This is a genomic window from Parabacteroides sp. AM08-6 (assembly GCF_003473295.1).
Lineage (GTDB): Bacteria > Bacteroidota > Bacteroidia > Bacteroidales > Tannerellaceae > Parabacteroides.
Window position 1 is genome coordinate 6427 of sequence record NZ_QRMP01000026.1, and the last position, 20051, is coordinate 26477.

A 20051-nucleotide genomic window follows, 5' to 3' on the forward strand; every position below is an offset into this window, starting at 1 on the left:
GCTGTTGAACACTGAAATGCGTATTGTAAAATGGCGCATTAAGTACCCTGAACAATTCAAACAGCACGCAAACAAGCTGTTTCTTTCCCCTCTCCATTTAGCTGACAAAACAAGCCTTGTCAATATCATGGAAATAGTCAGCGGTTTATTTCTTTCCAAACGCATCGTATATCAGAATGGCAAACCCGTTCACCTGACGGACTTAGGCAAAGCCTTTGAATGGCTCTTTAATATAAAATTGGGGGACTATTACCAAAAACATGAAGATGTTATAAAGCGAAAATCTACCAAACTAACGGAATTTCTTAATGGATTAATAGCCTTTATCCGAAAGGAACACGAAAATAAAGGGTATAGATAATCAATGACTTAGCATCAATTTATACGGGGTAGCACATACTACCCTGTAATTTCTTTGCTTCCATTTTCTGAACTTTGCTTCATCAATCGATTGGTAATCATTTATGTGTAACCTGAAAAATGAAGCAAATATGTATGTAGATAGTTACGAGTTCAAAGACTGGATGCAAAAACTACTCGATAAACTGGAAGAAGTTGGCAAAGATGTAAAGAGTTTGCAAACCAACCCCGAAGTAATGCCGGGTGACAAGCTATTGGATAATCAGGACTTGTGCCTGTTGTTCAAAGTGAGTACCCGAACATTGCAGAGATTGAGAAGCAAAAAACTACTGCCCTTTATGATGATTAGCGGAAAAGCCTATTATCGGGCTTCCGATGTGCGTGAGTTCATAAAGGAAAGGTTTGATGTGGGTACGCTCCGCAAGTTTGAAAAACAACACGGAACGGACAACTAAGAAAGAAACTATCCCGAAGTTGTACACGTGGCAACTCCGGGATTTTTCTTGTTGGGCAAGCTGTTTTTATTCCTCCGCTGATATTGTCCCCTCTCTTTGGTAGGACTGTTCAAACCGTCTGCTTAACATTACTATCATTTCATTGGTCTTTATCAGTTCCAAAGTACATTGTTCCAGTTTATAAAGCAAAGCAAGTGCTTTCTTTTCTGAAAAATTGGAATGAAGTTCTTTCACTACCTGATTATAATTCTGTCCTATACTCCTGAATTGTGAGTAGAACTGTGTTAGCTGAATGTAATAATCAATCTTACTTTTATCCCTGACTATTACCTTAAACGACTTACCGAAAATACAGTTCTTAATGAAATGCGCTTTAACCGTATAACCTGACCTGTCAAAGAATGATAGGAATTTGGCGTTCTCCACATCGTCCAAATTAAACGAATAACGGTGTGTGCGTGGGTCAAGTTTAGGCTTGCGCCCTCCATTGTGTTGATACTTCTTTTTCTGTTCCATAATTATAATTTTTACAAGGTTTACGACTTCGGAGTAAATCAAACCACCTTATCAGGTGGCAAGGTTTTGAGGTGCAAAAAACGAAGTGCGGACCTCAAAACACACCTTGCTATGTTCTAATGAACATAAAAATCCTCCCTACGGTCAGATTGCCAAAGCAAGCGGTTCGGCTTCTTCCTCTGTCTGTTTATCGATTACAAAATTACAGACAGCAATTTGTCTTTGAAATATAGCCTACTACGCCAAATTGCGACACTAACCGTCAAAGTAACCCTATTTTAAAAAGCGTCTGTTTTTACCCTTTTCTTTGCCAAAAAATGATTGAATGAAAGCAATATATAAGACTACCAAACAATCTTTAGAAATGGCTTTAAACTATGCTTGAAAGCTATTTAAAGAAAAAGCGATATAGCTATAAAACTGGCTGGCTTTCTTTCAATCAGTACCAGAAATCAATCAACTTATTTATAAACCATTAAAAATTGAAAGCATGGAAGAAGTAAAACAATCATTACAACAGAAACAGGAGAACTACAAAGCGGCGTATCTCCAAAAGCGAACAATCTGCAACCGTCAAAGTGTGTATATAAGCGGAGAGGTACAGAAACGTATCATGCAGATTTTAGGCGTGATTACAGGCAAACAGGTAAGTATCGGAAATTTCATTGATAATGTACTGGAAGAACATTTGAATACGCACAATGATGTTCTTTCGGCTCTCTACCGGGAAGAAATGCAAAAAGGAATATTCAACCAGCCAAAAGAGAAAAACGTATGAATATCGTAACTGTTGAGGAACAGACCTTTAAACAGGTGTGCGGTCGGTTTTCCGGCTTCGCCAGTCAGGTGGAAAGGATTTGTAAAGGGAATACCCGCCAGCCGGATGAATGGCTGTCAGGTCGTGAAGTGTGTGCCCTGCTGGGTATCAGCATCCGAAGTTTGCAGAACTACCGGGATAGCGGTAAACTGGGCTACTCCCAAATAGGTAACAAGCTGTACTATAAATCTGCCGATATTGAAAGACTGATTGCAGAATGTACGGAAAACAAGATAACGAATTATAAATCAAATAATAAATAAATATTGTCCTATGGAAAAGAAAGAAGAAAATAATACGGAAGTAAACCAGTCATTCAAATTGTCTGCTATTGTCGGAATATGGGAAAGTTTAAACCTTCATCCTACGGTGATGATATACCAAAGCAAGAAAAAGTATTTCCTTTCGATGCTCCATGTATCTGATAACGGACAGGCGAAACCTGCCGTTTACGAGATACAGAAAGAAGATAACCGTTACTTTATCGTTGAAGCCTTTAAACGGCTTTATATCGGTTATGACAAGGCAAAAGACAGCCTTTCCATTTCTTATTATGGCGAGTATCTGCGTAATTGACGGGTGTATGTCTGTCAATCATTCAAACGAATTATAAATCAATATAACGATATAACAATATGGAATTGATAAACGGCAACAGTGAAATAATTAAAGATTTCTCTCAGTCTATGGATAGACTGTTAGACGGTATCAGCCGACTGGCAAAGGAAAACAAACCGCACTTGAACGGTGAAAAGTTTCTAAGCAACAGGGATGCAGCCAAATGTCTGAAAGTAAGTATCCGCACGCTGCAAGAATGGAGAGATACGGGCGTTATCCCTTACATTCAGATAAAAGGAAAGATTATCTACCGTCAAAGCGATATAGAAAGGCTTTTGCAGACCTACTATAACAAGGAACGGCAGGAATAACCTATCCCCCTTTAAAAAACACATTTTTTTCCGAAACTGACTAAGAACATTAACTTTATCAGTGTAGTAGTCCGTCTGTGCAAGCCTTTGGAAGAAAATACTACCCGAACATCGTGAGGTGTGGAGATTTTCTTTCAAACCCGCAGGGCTTGGGCTTGAACGGACGGAATACGGAGCTTACCTTTGTTAATGTTTTATTCAGCTTTGGAAAAAGTACGAAAGCCGGATAGTAATTGCTTGTATTTTTCTATCTTCGTGAAAATTTAAATTTTAAAGTATTACCAAAATGGAAGATTTAAGCGAAAATGAAAATACGGTTGCTATACTGACTATTTATTACAAGGAAAAACAACTGACAAATCTTGTTTTTAAAAGGCGTGAAATGGCTGATAAATTTGTTGATACCTTGCAACAACTATTGAATGAAGAGGGGAAAAAGGATTTTTCTTTCAGTGGTTCAATTACTACGGTTTATGACAGTCAGACGCTTGAAAATGAATTGGGCGGTTTTCTGAATGGAACAATCAAACCTAAAGGTACATTGGCAGAGATAATGCAACTAATCAAGGTGGCAGGAATGAATTAGCAGGACTGAATTAAAAAGAAGATAGGTTTTGCCTATCTTCTTTAACCAGTATTTTATTTCTTTTCAGGAAATATTTGTTTCACTTTCAGCCATTGAGAAAATTTCTTGTGTGCTATGTCCGAAGTAATGTCACTTTCAAGGACTTGGTATTTACCGCTTACTTTAGTAAAGAGTTTTTTCATATCCTCGTTTACTTTCTGATTGGTTATTTTGGCATATAACTGTGTCGTTTGAATAGAACAGTGTCCCATGAGTTTGGAGAGCGTTTCTATCGGAACTCCCTGTGAGATACACGTTTGAGTTGCATATGTATGTCTTGCCATGTGATAGGTTAAATTCCGGTCTATACCGCATAATTTGGCTATTTCTTTCAGGTTGATGCAGATATTGGAAAGGCTTATCATGTTAAACACCTTATCCGTTTTCCGTTCGTCCTTGTACTTCTCAATAATCATCAAAGGAATACTTAATAGTTTGATGCTGCATACCGTCCCTGTCTTTTGGCGTGGTATCTTTATCCATGTGCTGCCATCCTGTTCCGTTATCAGGTTATCAACCGATAAGGCGCACATATCCGCATAAGACAGACCCGTAAAAGACGAAAATACAAACCAGTCCCTTGTACGGTAGTATCGTTTGGTTGTTATAGGAGTGGTGAGTAACTTTTGAAATTCTTCTTCCGTCAAATGTCTGTACTTTTTCAAAGGCTGTTCCACTACATAGTTCATAAACGGGTTACGTCTTAGTGTTCCCTGATTGATGGCACGGGTGATTATTTTTTTCAATGCAATCATACGTCCTAAAACGGTGCTTGCCTGCATACGCTTTTCTACCCTCAAATAGAAATCAAAATCATTTACAAACTTATGTGTCAGGCTGATTAACGGTACATCTTCCGAATTGTATTTCATGCGGATAAAGTTTGAAAGATGCTTGTACGTCAGCAAATAGGAATAATAAGTATCATAGACACGGTTCACGCCTACACGCTTTTCAAATTCGGTATTGTGTTCCTGAAATAGCTGTAACAGGTTGGATGCTTTTTCACCTACCCCGTTCATGGCGTTCTTTACCCTTTCGGCTGTTACATACCCCTCTGTTTCCACTATCCGGGAATAGTGGGCTTTTACCTGCTTTTCCAAACGGTCAAGTGTCCGGTTTATCTCGGAAAGTTCTTTTCTTTCTTTTTTCGCCCGCCCTTTCTTTGCGTCCCAATCAGGGGAAGAAAGATTGATTTTCGTGCTGAACTGTACGGAATTTGTATCTACCGTTATACGTCCCACTATCGGACAAGTACCGTCTTTTCTACGTTTGGACGTATTGAGATAAAACAAGATAGCAAAGGTGCTTCTTTTGGCTTTTGTATTCTTTTCCATATTAATAGTTATTTAGAATGATTTATTTATTGTTCTACGTCAACCAACCGGAATTTATCTTTTATCCGTTCTTCCAGTTTGTCGGTGTCTTCCGAAATTTTATTATTGCTGATTTTGGCGTATATCTGCGTGGAACGTAAATCCCTATGTCCTAACATACGGCTGACGGTTTCTATCGGTACGCCTTGCGACAGGCAAATTTCCGATGCGTATGTATGCCTTCCGGCATGAAAAATGAGTTTTCGTTTCAGTCCGCAAAGTTGGGCGATAACTTTCAGGTTCTTGTTCAGCCTGCCACAGCTTTGCATTGGTAACAGTTTACCGTCAGGGGCTAAACCCTTGTATTTGTCAAGGATTTGCAGGGGGATTTCCATCAGGGGAATTTCACAAGGCGTTCCGGTTTTCTGCCGGGTGGTTTCTATCCATAGCACGCCATCGGAAGCCCTTGCAATATTCTTTTCCGTAAGGTTGCAAATATCCCTGTATGCCAATCCGGTGAATACAGAGAATAGAAACATATCACGGGTTAAATATCTGCATGGATGGTCTAAGGGTGTGGTTATTATCTTGTCTAATTCTTCACGTGTCAAATATTTCTGTTCGGCTTTTGGTCTTTCAGGTGAATAACCGTCAAACGGGTCACGGATTATAATTCCCTCACCAATGGCGAGTTTTATCATTTTACGCAAGTGGCGCACGATACCCAATATTGTGTTGGGCTTTAATTTCAATTCCACACGCAGATAAAAATCGTATTTCTCGATGAAAGGAAAATCAAGCTGTGTAAATGGAATATCCGATAACTTGCATTTCAGGGACATAAACCGTTTAAGATGGTTCAGGGAGTTTTCATACTGTACCTGTGTGGATAACTCACGGTTCACGCCTACACGTTTCTTAAAATCTTCATTGTGGCGTGTAAAGTATCTGATTAGTGTTTCCTGCTGGGATGCGATGCCCTGAAATGCGTTCTTTACCTCGCTTGCGGTGATAGTGTTCTTTTCTTCCTGCAATTTGCGGTAACTGGTGTTTATCGCCACGCTTATTTTATCCAATGTAGCGTTTATTTCGGTGGCGTGTTTGCTCTTGCCTGTCACCCTGCCTGAAACAATATCCCAAAGGGATGCTTTGGCGGTAACTTTTGCACTGAACTGTGCAACGTCTTTTCCGATGGTGATTTTTCCGATTACGGGACACTCACCGTTTTTCTTTTCATCGGTCTTTCTTAAGTAGAAATGTACTTTCAAATCTGTTTTCATATCTCTGTTTTTTAAGTTGATAAAATTACTTCCAACAGAGTTATTTGAAATGATGCAAGCCACTGACAAACAGACCGTTCAAAGGTCTAATGAGGACAGCGAAAAGAAAGAAACGAGCCGGTTTGCAGAAGTCCGTCCTAATTCCTTGTTTTGCTGTCTGTTGCCGACCTCTAAAAAGGGTAACGGATAAGCAACGGAACTACTGCCTGAATACGCTCCTTTTTTCTTTTTCAAGGGTGGACAGCTAACGACTACAAACGACAAACATACATGATTATCTGCGCTTTACGTTCTATTGCTAATGATTACCTTTTCTGTATATACTTTTGCCACGACCACCACGCTGTCAAAGGGCGTACCCATTGAAACGGTTTCCAAGATGCTGGGACACACCAATATCGAAACGACACAAATCTACGCCCGCATCACCAACAGCAAGATTGGCAGCGATATGCAGGGGCTTGACAAGAAGTTTGTCGGCATCGAGAAGATTTACAAGGAAGCCGCCATGTAAATTTCCAGTTACCTATATACCGTTGGTAACAGAACAGGTAACGATTTCGGTAACGAAATTTCACCTAACAAACTATATCCCAGCATTGTACATTTTTCCACCTTGCGGGCAGTCCACCGACTACCCGCATTTTTTATATCCTTTTCCAACTGGCACATTCCCCGAAACGCCAGCCGTGCGTGGCATGGCTGACTGTATTTCGTGAAAAGAGCCGTTGGAAACCCGCACAAGCGTACCGCAAGGTAAACTTGCCATACCCTTGTCTTTCCCGCCCGCATGGAGTGTTCCCTAAAAGATGAAAGGGAACAGGCACTTTTCCCCGGTTTCCCTATCTGTAAATCTTCCTCTTACGCAGTCCCCCAGCCGGGACAGTCGTTTTAATCATTTCAATAGGCAAAGGTAGCTACGGGGGCTTTTGGCTCTGCAAATTGGGTTTCATCGAAAAAAATTGTTCCAGCTTCCCGTTGGTCGGAAAAAATTTTTGTCGGAAAAATTTGCATAGCAAGACCCCTTCACAAACCAGCCTATGTGAAACGAAAACGACCGACCCGACCGGAAGACGCATAAAAAAAAAGTCGGATTTACGGGAAACAGGAAAAAAGTTCAGTGAAACTTCAACTCCCTCACCTCTCAAATCCGCATAAAATTAAAAACATTAAAAATCAAAAGGATATGGAAGCAAAGGTATTATCAGAAGCAAAAGTTTATGTAGGCACTTACGGCAAGTACAACAACGGTTCATTGTTCGGGGCATGGCTCGACCTTTCGGACTATTCGGACAAGGAAGAATTTTACGAAGCCTGCCGGGAACTTCACAAGGACGAGGAAGATGCGGAATATATGTTTCAGGACTGGGAGAACGTGCCGGAGGGCTTAATCGGCGAAAGCTGGATTTCTGAAAACTTCTTCGCCCTGCGTGATGCGGTGGAGGATTTGGACGATACCGAGCAGGAAGCCTTTTTCGTGTGGTGCAACTACAAAAGCCATGATTTGAGCGAGGAAGATGCGGACGACCTTGTGCGTGATTTCCGGGACGAGTATCGGGGGCAATATGACGATGAAGAAGATTTCGCCTATGAAATTATCGAGGAATGCTACAACCTGCCGGAGTTCGCAAAGACCTATTTCGATTATGAAAAGTTCGCCCGTGACCTGTTTATGTGCGATTACTGGTTTGATGACGGTTTTGTGTTCCGGGCGGCATAACCGAATACTAATCCGGGCGGGGTGTCAAAGCCCTGCCCGCCAAAATAACAAAGTTCATAACCATTAAAAAATAGAACATCATGCAGTCACTTAACAAAAACGGGGTAAGCATTACCCAAACACCGGGAGAAGAAAAGTTCGTGAAATGCTGTTTAGGGGCTTTCAGGGGACAGATTTATATTCAATACGACTACCGCCATACCGATATGGAACTTTTCAGCACGGTAGCCAAAACGCTGGACGAGTGCCGCCGCAGGCGTGACGAGTGGGTAGCGAAGAAAGAACGGGGTAATAAATAAGTAAATTTTAGGGACATGAAAACAACAGAAGTAAACAAAGGGCTTATCGGCAGACGTTGCGAGTGCATTTTTACAGGCTTAATGGTAACGGGCGTTATCGAGGACATCCAAGACGAGCAACATTCGGCGGCGGTCAAAGTCCGTTTCGACCACCCGCACCAGTGGGGCGATGATTTGTATAATGATGTGTGGGCGTGGGGGCGCAAAATTGACGGGTTCGGCACGTTGCGCCATTTGCAACTGCTGGAGGACAAACCGGACTTTCAGACAATGACCGTAGTTTTCGGCGAGCCAATCAGCCGGATAGACCGCAGTGTTTTTGAAGATGTTGCAACGTGGGGCGTCTGTTCCCTGCAAGGCTGGGTAAACAGCTACGAGAGTGTCCGGTTTGTAGCCATAAACGACCATACGGCAATTATCACGGGCGAATACAACATGGAACAGGTAAAGGTGTGGTTAGAGAAATATACGTCCATAAAGAGCCTTAAAACCAGTTGATAGAGAACGGCGGCAAACAGCCGCCGTTACTTTCTTCCGTGAGCCTGCCAGCGGGTGAAGAAAGTAACAAAGAAGCCGTCCGTTTTCCCTATCATGGAAACAGCCCGCCGATGCTTCCCGGCGGGCTGTCTGCCCGATATTTACGCCTTGCGTATCATTCCATATCCGGTTTCCCAAAAGGATGATGAAAACGAATGTCACGACTATAAATCCTCACAGTGAATAAATTTTACACTAAGTATGCACACGGTTTCTTCTTCCTCTATGTCGTATTTCCATGTCCGCTTAGTGACAAGCATTTCCGTGTCGCAATCGAACCATACCATTACGGGCGCATCATCTTCTTCGTCCGCCCATTTGAAAACCTGATTGGACGGCGTTTTCCACAATTCAGCCCCGTCACGTTCGGAAATACAGTCCTTGTCCACAATGATGATGTCACCTACTGCCGGAACTATATCCGTTTCCAACGTGGTTTCTATATACCACGAGATGCCTTTTATATCCAATTCTATTTTTACCATGTCATTTTATCTGTTTAGGGGTTATTGTTTCCGTTTCTTCCCCGCTGTTGTCATTATTGAACGATAGCGAAAGTTGCTGCACCTGCCCGAAGCAGTCGATGATATAAATGTCAATCGTCTGCTGGTCGGTCGATGCCGAGGTGTAGTAGAGCCGGAACGTTTCTTTTTCCAGCGGGTACAGGTCATTGGGCAGGAACACCGTGCCGTTATCCATTTCCAGCTTCCCTTTGCCGTCCGGCTGGAAGTACCTTATTTGATAGGTAGTCGGCTGGTAATAGCCGCCACGCACCAACTGGCAGCGTATTTCGGCGGTTTCCCCGACTTTCAGCCTTTTGGGTACTGGCAGCGTTTCGATGCTGAACGGGTACGCCTGCTGAATATCCAAGTTGTCATTACAGGCGGTGACAAGCACAAGGGCGGCCACGATGTAGCAGCCCATGATGATTTTATACATTACATTCTTCATATACATTATTATATAGCGGTCAGTTGATAATGAATTTCAGTCCCAAAGATACCTGCGTGTGGAACTTGCCTATGTCCGAGCCGAACAACGCCCGTTCCCTTGCGTTCAGTAGCAGAGCCACCCGGTCAGTCAGATAGGCTTCCAGTTCCAGCGTCAGCGCACCGCCGTAAATGAAGCAGTCCTTATCCAGCAAGGTAGAGCCGTCCGGCAGCAGCTTTTCGCTGCGGTTGCTGGTTTCATACCCGGCGAGAGCCGACAATCCCAATGAAAGGAAAAAGGTCTTTCGCCTGTCCGATAGGAATTTCAGGTAATAGCCGCCCTCTGCGGTGAACTGTTCGACCGGAATACGCATATCCTTGTAGTCATACTTCTTGTGCAGGTATTCCCCGCCAATCACCCAGCGGTTGGCGTTCTTGGTGTAAACGCTGTACGCCGCCCCGATGTGGTAGGCGAAATCCGTGTCGGAGTTCCAATGTACCCCGTCCGCCATGCCCGCCGTGACCTGCAAGCCTTTCATGCCCGGCAGGTATCTTTGCGCGTGTGCCTGAAACGAGGTCAGGCACAGCGCAAAGAGCATCATTATAAAGACGTGTCTTTTCATTCCCTATTTGATTTTTAGTTCGTCAATCACTTCTGCGTTCACGATGTCGGCGTTTTCCACCCGGATAACCTGATGCCGCCCGCCGTTCTTCTCGTAGAGTTCCACCAACAGCAGTTTGTCGTCAGGAATGGTGAACTTCGGCAGGGCGTACACCGTGCGCACGGTACTTTTTCCTGCAATCTCTACCACCTCGTTGTAGCTGCGTACCGCATCCAGTACCGTTTCCTGAATGGCGGTGCGTTTCGGCACTTTCTTATCGACTATCTTAAACCTGATGAAGTCAGTATCGAAAGGCACGTTGGAACTGTTCTTTGTCTGCGTGTGTACATAGAGCATCCCGTTATAGGTATAAATGCCCTTGATTAAGAACTGTATGCCGAAACGCTTGCTACCCAAGTGGCGCACTTTCCGGTCATTGTTCTTGTAGATGCTTTGCATTATCAGTTTCACCAGCAGCGGGCTTTCATTACCCAGTTCCCGGAAATAGATGTTCATGCGGGTATGCGAAAAGTCGCTGGTGTCCTCGTTCTCCAAGAAGTCTTTCATTTCGATGTTGAGCATTTCCGGTTCACGGGCGTACTTGGCGTTGAACGAAAAGAAACTGCCGTCCTCGCAAATGACGGAGAAGTTCGTTTCGCCCGGAAAGCCCTCTGTCGTGGCTTTCACCCGGATTACGTTCTCCGCTCCGTCCGCCTTGCCCGCTATGATGTGGTTGCTTCCCAAATCGACATAGCGGACGGCGGCGGGAAAGATGATATGCACCGTCTTGGCAAAGGTCACTTCCACACCGTAGGGCGTTACCATTTGGCGGTACGGGAGTTTCCGGGTAATACCCCGGTACAAGTCGTTTCCAGCCGCATACTTCACGGTGTCAGTAGTTTGTGCGTTTGCCGCACACACGCCCAGCAAGAGGGCGAACAATACAAAAATCTGTTTCATCGTTAATTGAAATTTTAGTGGTTGAATAATTATTGTTGTTTGGCGTAAAGCATGACTTTATAGCCTGCTTTCAGTTTTACTTTTACAATCCTGAACTTTTTCGCAAGATAGCCGGACGTTCCTTGCAGCAAGCCCCTTGTCACGTCCATAGCCACCTGCTGCCCTGCACTCCGTGCAAAGGATATGCTTGTGCCCAGCCCGCTGCCTATATTCGCCATTGCCTCGTTGAACGCTTCCTGCTCCATTGAGGACGGGACGGAAAGCCCTTTTTGCCCGTCCGTATCGAACACGGCGAGTTCAACCGGAATAATGTTGCCCGCATACTCAATCGAGGACACCTGTATATCGAGCCGTTCACCCTGCACTTTTGCCGTCCCCGCCACAAGGGTATTCTTCGGCACAACGATGTTCCCCGCCTGCATGGGTTCGAGCAGCCGTAGTTTCACCGCCTGCCCGTCCACCAGCGTTTGGTCTTGGTGGATGCAGGCGGCTACCGTGTTCTTTCCCATAGCGTACCCCGTGCCTACCGCCGTGTTGAAGCCGTAGTTTCGTGGCTGGCTGTAAGCCCGGATGAAGTCGGCATCGCTCATGGGCTGCTGCAATCCCGAAACGGTCGTTTCCCTGACAGCCTGCACCGCCACCGCATCCGGCTTGCGGTTAATGTCGCCCGTTACCGGGACTTGTGCGACTTGTCCCTGCCCGCCGTTCATGTACTTTGCCGCCAGCTCGTAGGACTTTTCCAAGAGTGCCATTTGGTCGTCAGCCGTAGGCGTGGCATTCTGCTGCTGTTGCAGTCGGTCTGTCAGTTCCGCCACCTGCCGCTTCAAGTCCTCTTTTTCCTCGTCCACCGCCGGACTTTCATAGAACGTGCTTAACTGGCGGTTGATGTCCCGGTAAGCGTATGCCGAAGAAGCACCGCCGCCCCTTTGGGGCTTCATATCTTCTTCTTCCGGCATCAGGTCGATTTCCGCTTGCGGTTCTTCCGCTTCATCGTTCCCGGTGAAACCGAAGTCCTGCAAGGATTGTATCTTGTCCTGCTGTTTGCGGCTCATCATCGCCTGCTCGTATGCCTTTTGCTTGTCGGCTATAATCCCGTCCTCTGCGGGCAGGGGTATGTCGGCGTTGAAGCCGCCCACGCTCTCCACGTTCACGTCCTCTTTGCCGGAGGGGGCGAATATCAGGTACATGCACCCGGCAAAGGCAAGGAACATCAGCGGGAAGACTATCATTTTCCTGCGCTGCTGCACTTGCTGGGGTGTCAGTTCCTTTTCGGGCTTCTTTTCCTTTTCAGGCTGCTTGCCCGGTTGCTGCACGGTCGTGCCGTTCTCATTCTTCTGTACTTCTTCCATGTTCCGGTCTGTTTAAGGGGTTGATACTGTTGATTGTGTCGTTGCCTTGCAACGGCAGTTGTTTGATATGTTCTATTTGCAGCCGCCTGCCGTCCCGTTTCCCGATATTGTAGATTGATGAAACGGTGATGTAGATAGACAAGCCGCCGAAAAAGAGGAACATCACGAGGATAACCGCCAGCCTTTTGCCCGGCGTAATCCGTCCGCACATTCGGCGCAGGCGGTCGTCCGCCCAGTCCTGCACCGTTTCGATATAGTTTCGTTTTCTCTCCATAAGGCTATCTCTTAATGGTTTGTAAATCCTTGTTCTCGGTAATGGTGAACGCTTCGATGATGAAGCCGTGCGGGTTGTTATCGCTCCGTGTGGCGTTGAGCAGGCGGCACGAGGTCACAAGGCTTCGCACCGTCAGGCTGCTTTCCCGGACAATCAACTGGCGGGCATACGTGTTCACCTTGTAGGGGTACTGGTCGAAGTTGCACTTTACGCTGTCAATCTCAACCGTCTGCGTGACGTTTCCGGAAATCACCCGGTTGTAGTAGCCCTTTTCCGCCAAGTCCTTGTAATAGTTGAAAGCGGTCTTATCGGCGAGGAACAGCGAGCGTTTGATGTTACTTTCGATAGCCCCCTTGTCGGGCGAGAGCGTGAAGAAAAGCTCGTGGAAACGCCGCACGTGCGATTTGGCTTCCACGGGTCTGTTCTGTGCCATGTCCTGCGAAAGAGCCAGCATCAGGCTTTTACCGTTGTCGAGGACGTAAATCTTCTGCCGTTGCTTTTCGGCGAAGCTGTACGAGTTCCACACGGCAAAGCCCGTCACCAGTGCGCACAGGCAGATGAATACCAGCGCAAAAAGCCGGATTTGCCGGAAACTCGTTTCGATGTTTGTCAATGACTTAAATTCCATATTCTAAATTTTGATGTTGGTTATTTGAGTAGTTTCCCGGCTACTTTCCCGGTTGCCGCACCGACCGCCGCCCCGGTTATCGCCCCCGCTTTCGCCCCCGCTTTCGCCACGTTCCGGTTGTAGGCGGTAGTGCCGCCAGCCGACACAATCCAGCCTGCCACCGTTGGAATGGTGAAGTAGCCCACGATGCCGATAATCATAAAGATTACGTACACGGTGCTGCTCCCGTCAGGAATGAAATTCGGGTCTGAAAGCTGCTCGATGTCCTTTTGGAGCATCAGCGTTTGTATGCGTGCCAGCACGCTGCTGAACAGGTCGGACACGGGCAACCACAGGTAAATGGAGATATAGCGTGAAATCCACTGGGTCAGCGTGCTTTGGAAACCGTCATAGACGGAAATCGCAAACGCCAGCGGACCCAGTATCGAAAGCACAATCAGGAAGAACGTGCGCAGCGTGTCTATAATCAGCCCCGCCGCCTGAAAGAGCATTTCCAGCAATTCCCTGAACCAGTCCCGGACGGACTTCTTGATGTTGTAAGCCGCCCTATCCATATACATACCCGTCATAGTCACCATGTCGGACGGCGACCAGCCCAGTTCTTCCAGTTGTCTGTCAAATTCCTCGTCCGATGCGAGGTAAGCCGTTTCGGGGCTACGCATCAGGGCTTCATATTCCAGTCGGTCTTTCTGCGCCCGGTACTCGTTCATGTCGAAAGTCTGCGTTTCCATAAGCTGGTTGCACCCTTTCACCACTGGCGACAGCACCGTGTTGATAGTCCCTAATACGAACGTGGGAAAGAACATGATGCACAGCCCCAGCGCAAAGGGGCGCAGGAGCGGGTACACGTCTATGGCTTCCGCCCTTGCGAGCGACTGCCACACTTTGGCGGCTACATAGAACAGCGCACCCAGCCCGGCTATCCCTTTGGCTACCCCCGTCATGTTGCTGCACAAGGGCATCATTTCATCATATAGCACCCGCAACACTTGGTGCAGGTTGTCAAAATCCACCGCTGCTAATAACATAGGCATACCGATTTATATGTTACCAGTAGCGTTCATCCGCCGAGCCGTAGAGAGCCAGCACCCGGTCGGTGTCGTTCTTCTTCTTCGCCCGCAGGTAGGACACGGATATGTTCTTGCGGGTGTAGTAGTTCACGAGGTTGCGGTAATTCAATAGACTTCGGTAGGCATTATCAATAATAGCCAGCCGTTCGGCATCCGTCAGCGACATACCCGTGATGTTCACTACATTCTTCAAGTCCTGCAACACGTCCGAGCTTTCCGACATCAGTTTGGCATAGCCGAACGAGATTGCGGAAAGTTCGTCAGCCGTGAAATTCGGGTCTGCCAGCATGTTTTGGAAGTTGCGCACGTAGATTTCGGAGATTTCCGCCACCAGTTCGATAGACTTTCCCACCTTGACACCGCCCTTGACAACATCGTGTACCGATTTGAGCGCATCGTAATATTTTTTACCCTGCTGGAAAATCTTCTGCGCTTCCATGAATCCGTCCAGCGTGTTCTTGGCTGTGGTGGAAGTCTGCACTATCTGCTTGGTGGTGTTGATGATACCCTGCGCCAAGTTGCCGGGGTCTGACACCACCCATTGGGCGGATGCCTTGCCGATGAAACAGCAGCATACCGCCATAAGGAGAATTGTTTTCTTCATCTTTTTCTGTTTTTAGGGTTTGTAACTCGTTTGTATTCGCCGCCGGGTGAAAGGGTTATCCGGTCACGTCCCTTGTCATACGTCAGCAGTATGGCAAAGCCTGTTTCGATAAACAGCTTTCCGTCCCGTTCCGACACTTGATAGGCGGTTTCCAGCACCCTGCCCCTGACATTCGCTTTCCGGGTGACGGTGTATCTGCCGCCCGTTTCCGAGAGCGTGAAAGCCGGGTGTCCCTTGACGTGTACCCATTCGCCACGCATCTTTTCCAGTTGTTTTTCCCCGCTGCCAGTACAGCCAGCCAATGACAGGCAGGCGCATAGCAGCATGGGAAACAGTCTGTTTGTCCGTTTCATGTTTCTTTATTTTAAGTTGTTGATGATTGGGGATTACGTTTGCTTTCGGCAAGCCGTTTGATAGCCAGTTCAAGGTTGCCGCCCAGCTTCTCGGCGAGGGCGAACAGTTCCATTTTCTCGCTTTCCTCTGTCGTGTACGTGTAGTATTCTTCCAACGAAACTTCTGTGGCATATACCGCCGACTGCGTGCCGCCCAGCGAGAAGAAAACTTCCTTGTACTTCCGTCCGGGGTGGTTCGCCATGTTGATAGACAATATCTGCGAACGTTCCTTGTCGGTCAGTCCGAGCAGATTTTGTATGCTGTCGAACTTGTTAAGATATTTTCTTTGGTCTAACAGGATTTTGCAGTCCGAGTTATTGATGATACTTTCTTTCACGATAGGGGAAGAAATAATATCTTCCACTTCCTGCGTTACCACAATCGCTTCCCCGAAATACTTCCTGACGGTTTTGTACAAATATTTTATGTAGTCCGCCATGTTCGCCGATGCAATCGCTTTCCACGCTTCCTCAATTAGTATTAACTTCCTTATTCCCTTTAACTTGCGCATCTTGTTGATGAACGCTTCCATGATGATGATAGTCGTTATCGGGAATAAAATCTTGTGGTCTTTGATGTTGTCCAACTCAAAGACAATGAAGCGTTTATGCAGCAAATCCAGCTCCTTGTCAGAGTTCAGCAGGTAGTCGTATTCACCGCCACGATAGTACGGTTCAAGCACGTTCAGGAAATTGTCAATGTCAAAATCCTTTTCCCTGACGTTCTTCTGTTCAAGCTGTCGGCGGTAATCATCCCGCACAAATTCGTAGAACGTGTTGAAGCAGGGCGTTACCGACCTGTCGCCCGTGATACGTTCAATATAGGCACTCACGGCGTTTGACAACGCCACTTCTTCCGACCGCTTGGGGGCTTCATCGTCCCGCTTCCATAAAGTAAGGATAAGCGTCTTGATACTCTCTTTCTTCTCGATGTCAAATACCCCGTCCTCGACATAGAACGGGTTGAACGCTATCGGGTTCTCGTTGGAGTACGTGAAATAAATCCCGTCCTCGCCGTGCGTGCGGTTGTGGATAAGCTGGGACAGCCCCAAATAGCTGTTACCCGTATCTACCAGCAGCACGTGCGCACCCTGCTCGTAATACTGACGCACCATGTGGTTGGTGAAGAAAGACTTTCCCGACCCGCTCGGCCCAAGTATGAACTTGTTGCGGTTGGTCGTGATGCCTTTCTTCATGGGCAGGTCTGAAATATCAATGTGCAACGGTCGCCCGCTTACCCTATCCACCATTTTGATACCGAACGGGGAAAGCGAACTCTTGTAGTTCGTTTCTTCCACGAACAGGCAGAGAGCCTGCCCCAAGAACGTGTAGAAACTTTCCTCTGCCGGGAAGTCGGATTCGTTGCCGGGTATGCCCGCCCAAAAGAGCGTGGGCGTGTCGGTGGTGTTGTGCCGGGGCTTGCACTCCATTAGCGCAAGCTGGCTTCCCACATCGTTGCGTATGCGTTTGAGTTCTTCCCGGTCGTCACTCCATGCCATGACGTTGCAGTGGCAGCGTACCGATACAAGCCCCTTGCTGTGGGCTTCGTTCAGGTACTCGTCTATCCACTCCTTGTTCACTTGGTTGGCACGGGAATAACGGGAGAGCGATTGCATATTCCTTGCGGTCTGCTCGAAGTTCTTCAGGTTTTCGGAGTGGTCGTCTATGAAGATGAACTGGTTATAGACGTGGTTACACGACAACAGCACGCCCACCGGGGCGGCGAATGACAGTCGGCAGTCGCTCCGGTCGGTGGACAGCTTCTCAAATCGGCAGTCCGTCCCGACCTTGCCCGGCAAATCTTCCACGTCCGAAAGCGTGTGCAGGCACAGTATGTCGTCCCCGACACGCATTTCTTCCGGGTACAGCCCGATGTCTTTCAGGCAGGTGGTATCTGTCTGCGAGAGCGAGAAGTATTTCTCGATGATGCCCGCCTTTCCGTCCTGCCCGGTGATTTCCGATGCCGCCAGCCGGGTAAGGGTGACAAACCCGCTGTCGTTCATGATGCGCTCAAACTGCCCGACCGCCTCGATGAACTTTGCCGCCGCTTCCTTGTCGGCTATCTCCTGCGGGACAATCCTGCCCCGGCAGAGGGTGGAGAAGTCGCTCTGTCGGCGGCTTCTCTCCCTTGTCGTCTTTGTCAGGAACAGGTAGCAGTAATGGTTCAGGAACGGGCGTTCATTGAAGTGCCGTTCAAAGGAGCGGCTTAAAAAACTAAGTTCGTCCCTTTCGGTGTCGGGCTGGTAGTTCTCCTTGATGAAGAAGTCCTGCTTGTGTACTATGGAGTAGTCGGGCAGCACCTTGATTGCCTTGTACCACGCCGAATGTATGGCTTCGTACTCGGCACTGGTAACGGTGAACAGTTCGGGCAGTTCCACCCTGAAAGCCACCGTTATGTCGGCATCCTTTGAAATGATGCAGCCGTTCTCCACCGCCAAAAGGGGAAATTTCCTTTCCAGCGTGGTAGCCTTTAATGTATTCCTCATGTTCTTTCTTCCTTTCTTCTTTTGTAGTTGAACAGCCGGGGTATCGCCTTTCGGCTGATAATGAAGCGTGGGTGTCTTTTGCGTGCGGCTGCTTTCATCAGCCCGTGCGTGCCGTACCGTGCGTTGAGCCGGAACGTCTGCCACACGAGCAGCAGCGAAGCCGACACGATGAAACCGATACATAGCCACTGATTCACGCCTGCCATGAACAGGACGATGAACACTACGAAGACGGCGAGCAAGCCGCCGCAAAAGATAAAGAGGTACTGGCTTTTCAGTCCCTTGAACTCCACCGGCTTCCCGATACCCCTGTTTACCGGATATTCAGACATAGCCGCCGTTTTAGAGGAAGAACGAACGCAGGATAGTGGCGGCGACAATCAGGAAGATACACGCCCCGAACCAACTGGCGGCGGTCTTTGAGGTGTCGGGGTCGCCGCTTGAAAACTTGTTATACACTTTTACCCCGCCAATCAAGCCGCAGACCGCCCCGATTGCGTACACTAATTTTGTTCCGGGGTCGAAATACCCGGTTATCATGTTCGTGGCTTCGGTGATGCCCGCCTGCCCGTTGCCTTGTGCGTAGGCACTTACCGCAGCGGCAAGGATAGCCGCCGACAAGAAGATTTTCTTTCTCATTGTGATTTGTTTTTAATGCCGGGCGGCGGGTGGGAAGTCCGCCTTTCCCGGCTGGTGAATAATTTGAAATTTTAGTGGTCGGGAACACTCCCGTTTGTCTGTTTGGTTTTCAGGTTGCCAATCAACCGTAATCACGTTGTTTCATGGTGTCAGGTTATACATTATTATATTATAGGAAGTCGTTCATGTCGAACGCTTCGTGTTCCTTGCTTGTATTGCCAACTTCGGCAGGGACGGCAGCCGCAGCCAGTTCCGCTTCGTTGCGTCCCAGCAGTTCCGCCACCTTTGCCAGCCCGCCGTTGATGTTCTCCACCACCGCATCGTAGAGGTTCGTTCCCTCAATCCTTTCCAGCGTCCCGGCGGCTTGCCACTGTTCCGCTTCGGTGGGGTTGTCGGCGTTCGCCGTGCGTACCGCTTCGCCCAGTTCATCGAAGCTCACGCCCGTAGCCCGCCCGGTATCATCGTCACCGTCCATGTACCCGGCTATTTCCTCGTCCTCGTAGTCGGGTTCGTCATTCTCGTAACCGGGTGTTTCATCCGCTCCGGGGGCTGCTTCCGAAATGTTTTCTTCCGGCTGTCCGGCAGCCTGCGGCGCAAAAATAGCATCATTTTCAGCCGCTTGCGGGAGGTGTCCCGATTTGTCCTGCGCTGTCTGAAATTGTCCGCCCTTGTATCGGCTTTCTCCTATCAGCGTGTAACCTGAAACCCCGTTTCGTGGAAGCGGCGCATCATCCGTTTTGCCCGGTGATGTCTGGCTGTCCGTGTAGCGATACCACAACCACAGGGCGATATAGTACACCGCCAGTCCGGTAAGTATGAAATAGACTGCCATAGCTAAAAGGGTTTTTGGAAGTGGCTTTCGTACAGAGCGTTTATCTCGTCTTGGTATTGCTCAAAGTGGCGCAGCAGAATGTTTTCCACGTAGCTGCTTACCGTCACCTTTCGCCCGCCTATCACCGTCACGATACGCATCAGCTTCTCGTGCGTGGTGCGGCTTACATACAAGGGCTGTCGGTCTGCCAGTTCCACTTTCTGAAAGTAGGTTTCTCGGTAGTCACCCGAACCGCCCTTGCGCTTGCGGGGTGTCGTTTTCTCCACCCGCACCGTTTCCGTCTGCCGTCCCTCTTGGGCAGTTCCCGTTTCGCCGCCGGGCTGCGGTGCATCATCCGGCTGGCTTTCCCGCTTGGCGGGTACGCCCTGCGAGATAAGTTCTTTCATGAAATCCTCGTCTATCTTCGGCATCCCGCCGCTTTGCTTTGCCATA

At 47.7% G+C, this 20051-nt stretch carries 29 protein-coding genes and 1 pseudogene; 12 read left to right on the forward strand and 18 right to left on the reverse strand.

Features of this window, described 5'->3' with window-relative positions; all coding sequences use genetic code 11:
• Position 1 precedes the first annotated feature (1 nt).
• Complete coding sequence (locus DW103_RS13840) at positions 2–361, forward strand: RteC domain-containing protein (protein ID WP_233545694.1); 360 nt, start codon at positions 2–4, stop codon at positions 359–361.
• A 130-nt stretch (positions 362–491) separates the two neighbouring features.
• On the forward strand, positions 492–815 hold the full coding sequence (locus tag DW103_RS13845; RefSeq protein ID WP_122277232.1) for a helix-turn-helix domain-containing protein: 324 nt from the start codon (positions 492–494) through the stop codon (positions 813–815).
• A 66-nt stretch (positions 816–881) separates the two neighbouring features.
• On the opposite strand, the gene mobA is transcribed toward DW103_RS13845, so the two are convergent.
• Positions 882–1331 (reverse strand): conjugal transfer protein MobA, encoded by a 450-nt coding sequence (gene mobA, locus DW103_RS13850; RefSeq protein WP_122277234.1) that lies wholly within the window; start codon positions 1329–1331, stop codon positions 882–884.
• A gap of 490 nt (positions 1332–1821) precedes the next feature.
• Here mobA and DW103_RS13860 point away from each other — a divergent pair, with 490 nt between their 5' ends.
• From DW103_RS13860 to DW103_RS13880, 5 genes are all read left to right on the forward strand, one after another.
• Entirely contained in the window at positions 1822–2109 is a 288-nt protein-coding gene (locus tag DW103_RS13860) for a DUF3408 domain-containing protein (protein WP_122277135.1), read from the forward strand.
• Positions 2106–2411, forward strand: coding sequence for a helix-turn-helix domain-containing protein (locus DW103_RS13865; RefSeq protein WP_122277137.1), 306 nt, complete (start codon positions 2106–2108; stop codon positions 2409–2411). Before DW103_RS13860 ends, DW103_RS13865 begins: the two co-directional genes overlap by 4 nt.
• Positions 2412–2421: 10 nt before the next feature.
• On the forward strand, positions 2422–2724 hold the full coding sequence (locus tag DW103_RS13870; protein WP_122277139.1) for a DUF3876 domain-containing protein: 303 nt from the start codon (positions 2422–2424) through the stop codon (positions 2722–2724).
• A 59-nt stretch (positions 2725–2783) separates the two neighbouring features.
• Positions 2784–3077 carry a helix-turn-helix domain-containing protein gene (locus DW103_RS13875; RefSeq protein WP_122277141.1) on the forward strand — a complete coding sequence of 98 codons (294 nt, stop codon included), beginning with the start codon at positions 2784–2786 and terminating at the stop codon, positions 3075–3077.
• Positions 3078–3363: 286 nt separating this feature from the next.
• Positions 3364–3663, forward strand: coding sequence for a hypothetical protein (locus DW103_RS13880; RefSeq protein WP_122277143.1), 300 nt, complete (start codon positions 3364–3366; stop codon positions 3661–3663).
• Between the two features lie 53 nt (positions 3664–3716).
• On the opposite strand, the gene DW103_RS13885 is transcribed toward DW103_RS13880, so the two are convergent.
• Both DW103_RS13885 and DW103_RS13890 read right to left on the reverse strand, forming a co-directional pair.
• Positions 3717–5039 (reverse strand): site-specific integrase, encoded by a 1323-nt coding sequence (locus DW103_RS13885; RefSeq protein ID WP_122277145.1) that lies wholly within the window; start codon positions 5037–5039, stop codon positions 3717–3719.
• Positions 5040–5065: 26 nt separating this feature from the next.
• Positions 5066–6298, reverse strand: coding sequence for a site-specific integrase (locus DW103_RS13890; protein ID WP_122277147.1), 1233 nt, complete (start codon positions 6296–6298; stop codon positions 5066–5068).
• 319 nt (positions 6299–6617) lie between these two features.
• Between DW103_RS13890 and DW103_RS13895 the strand changes: the two are divergent.
• From DW103_RS13895 to DW103_RS18280, 5 genes and pseudogenes are all read left to right on the forward strand, one after another.
• Positions 6618–6812, forward strand: a pseudogene (locus DW103_RS13895) (tyrosine-type recombinase/integrase); the annotation flags it as partial.
• A 672-nt stretch (positions 6813–7484) separates the two neighbouring features.
• Positions 7485–8018 (forward strand): antirestriction protein ArdA, encoded by a 534-nt coding sequence (locus DW103_RS13905; protein ID WP_122277149.1) that lies wholly within the window; start codon positions 7485–7487, stop codon positions 8016–8018.
• Between the two features lie 80 nt (positions 8019–8098).
• Complete coding sequence (locus DW103_RS13910; RefSeq protein ID WP_009291835.1) at positions 8099–8317, forward strand: DUF3873 domain-containing protein; 219 nt, start codon at positions 8099–8101, stop codon at positions 8315–8317.
• 15 nt (positions 8318–8332) lie between these two features.
• Complete coding sequence (locus tag DW103_RS13915; RefSeq protein ID WP_122277151.1) at positions 8333–8815, forward strand: hypothetical protein; 483 nt, start codon at positions 8333–8335, stop codon at positions 8813–8815.
• A gap of 54 nt (positions 8816–8869) precedes the next feature.
• Positions 8870–9037, forward strand: coding sequence for a hypothetical protein (locus DW103_RS18280; RefSeq protein ID WP_199653029.1), 168 nt, complete (start codon positions 8870–8872; stop codon positions 9035–9037).
• On the opposite strand, the gene DW103_RS13920 is transcribed toward DW103_RS18280, so the two are convergent.
• The 15 genes from DW103_RS13920 to DW103_RS13990 all read right to left on the reverse strand — a co-directional run bounded on the left by DW103_RS13920 (position 9019) and on the right by DW103_RS13990 (position 20050).
• The gene (locus DW103_RS13920) at positions 9019–9339 is read right to left on the reverse strand and encodes a hypothetical protein (protein ID WP_009291837.1); all 321 of its coding nucleotides are present in this window, start codon (positions 9337–9339) and stop codon (positions 9019–9021) included. The two genes, DW103_RS18280 and DW103_RS13920, sit on opposite strands and share 19 nt — an antisense overlap.
• A gap of 1 nt (position 9340) precedes the next feature.
• Positions 9341–9811 carry a DUF3872 domain-containing protein gene (locus tag DW103_RS13925; RefSeq protein ID WP_122277153.1) on the reverse strand — a complete coding sequence of 157 codons (471 nt, stop codon included), beginning with the start codon at positions 9809–9811 and terminating at the stop codon, positions 9341–9343.
• Positions 9812–9824: 13 nt separating this feature from the next.
• Positions 9825–10406: a conjugal transfer protein TraO gene (locus DW103_RS13930; protein WP_122277155.1), complete on the reverse strand. Its 582-nt coding sequence runs from the start codon at positions 10404–10406 to the stop codon at positions 9825–9827.
• Positions 10407–10409: 3 nt separating this feature from the next.
• Positions 10410–11345 (reverse strand): conjugative transposon protein TraN, encoded by a 936-nt coding sequence (gene traN / locus DW103_RS13935; protein ID WP_122277157.1) that lies wholly within the window; start codon positions 11343–11345, stop codon positions 10410–10412.
• A gap of 29 nt (positions 11346–11374) precedes the next feature.
• Positions 11375–12694 (reverse strand): conjugative transposon protein TraM, encoded by a 1320-nt coding sequence (traM, locus tag DW103_RS13940; protein ID WP_122277160.1) that lies wholly within the window; start codon positions 12692–12694, stop codon positions 11375–11377.
• Complete coding sequence (locus DW103_RS13945; RefSeq protein WP_122277162.1) at positions 12672–12968, reverse strand: TraL conjugative transposon family protein; 297 nt, start codon at positions 12966–12968, stop codon at positions 12672–12674. Before DW103_RS13945 ends, traM begins: the two co-directional genes overlap by 23 nt.
• A 4-nt stretch (positions 12969–12972) precedes the next feature.
• Positions 12973–13596 (reverse strand): conjugative transposon protein TraK, encoded by a 624-nt coding sequence (gene traK, locus DW103_RS13950; RefSeq protein WP_117945570.1) that lies wholly within the window; start codon positions 13594–13596, stop codon positions 12973–12975.
• A gap of 20 nt (positions 13597–13616) precedes the next feature.
• Entirely contained in the window at positions 13617–14624 is a 1008-nt protein-coding gene (gene traJ, locus DW103_RS13955; RefSeq protein ID WP_122277164.1) for a conjugative transposon protein TraJ, read from the reverse strand.
• Between the two features lie 19 nt (positions 14625–14643).
• Entirely contained in the window at positions 14644–15270 is a 627-nt protein-coding gene (locus tag DW103_RS13960; RefSeq protein ID WP_122277166.1) for a DUF4141 domain-containing protein, read from the reverse strand.
• Entirely contained in the window at positions 15267–15623 is a 357-nt protein-coding gene (locus DW103_RS13965) for a DUF3876 domain-containing protein (RefSeq protein WP_122277168.1), read from the reverse strand. The genes DW103_RS13960 and DW103_RS13965 overlap by 4 nt, the downstream gene beginning before the upstream one ends.
• A gap of 11 nt (positions 15624–15634) precedes the next feature.
• A complete protein-coding gene (locus tag DW103_RS13970; protein WP_122277170.1) occupies positions 15635–18148 on the reverse strand; it encodes a TraG family conjugative transposon ATPase in 2514 nt (837 codons plus the stop codon).
• Positions 18145–18480 (reverse strand): DUF4133 domain-containing protein, encoded by a 336-nt coding sequence (locus tag DW103_RS13975; protein ID WP_010803765.1) that lies wholly within the window; start codon positions 18478–18480, stop codon positions 18145–18147. Before DW103_RS13975 ends, DW103_RS13970 begins: the two co-directional genes overlap by 4 nt.
• Positions 18481–18490: 10 nt before the next feature.
• Entirely contained in the window at positions 18491–18787 is a 297-nt protein-coding gene (locus tag DW103_RS13980) for a DUF4134 domain-containing protein (RefSeq protein ID WP_122277172.1), read from the reverse strand.
• Positions 18788–18956: 169 nt separating this feature from the next.
• Entirely contained in the window at positions 18957–19619 is a 663-nt protein-coding gene (locus tag DW103_RS13985; RefSeq protein WP_122277174.1) for a hypothetical protein, read from the reverse strand.
• A gap of 2 nt (positions 19620–19621) precedes the next feature.
• Entirely contained in the window at positions 19622–20050 is a 429-nt protein-coding gene (locus tag DW103_RS13990) for a DUF3408 domain-containing protein (RefSeq protein ID WP_122277176.1), read from the reverse strand.
• Position 20051 lies beyond the last annotated feature (1 nt).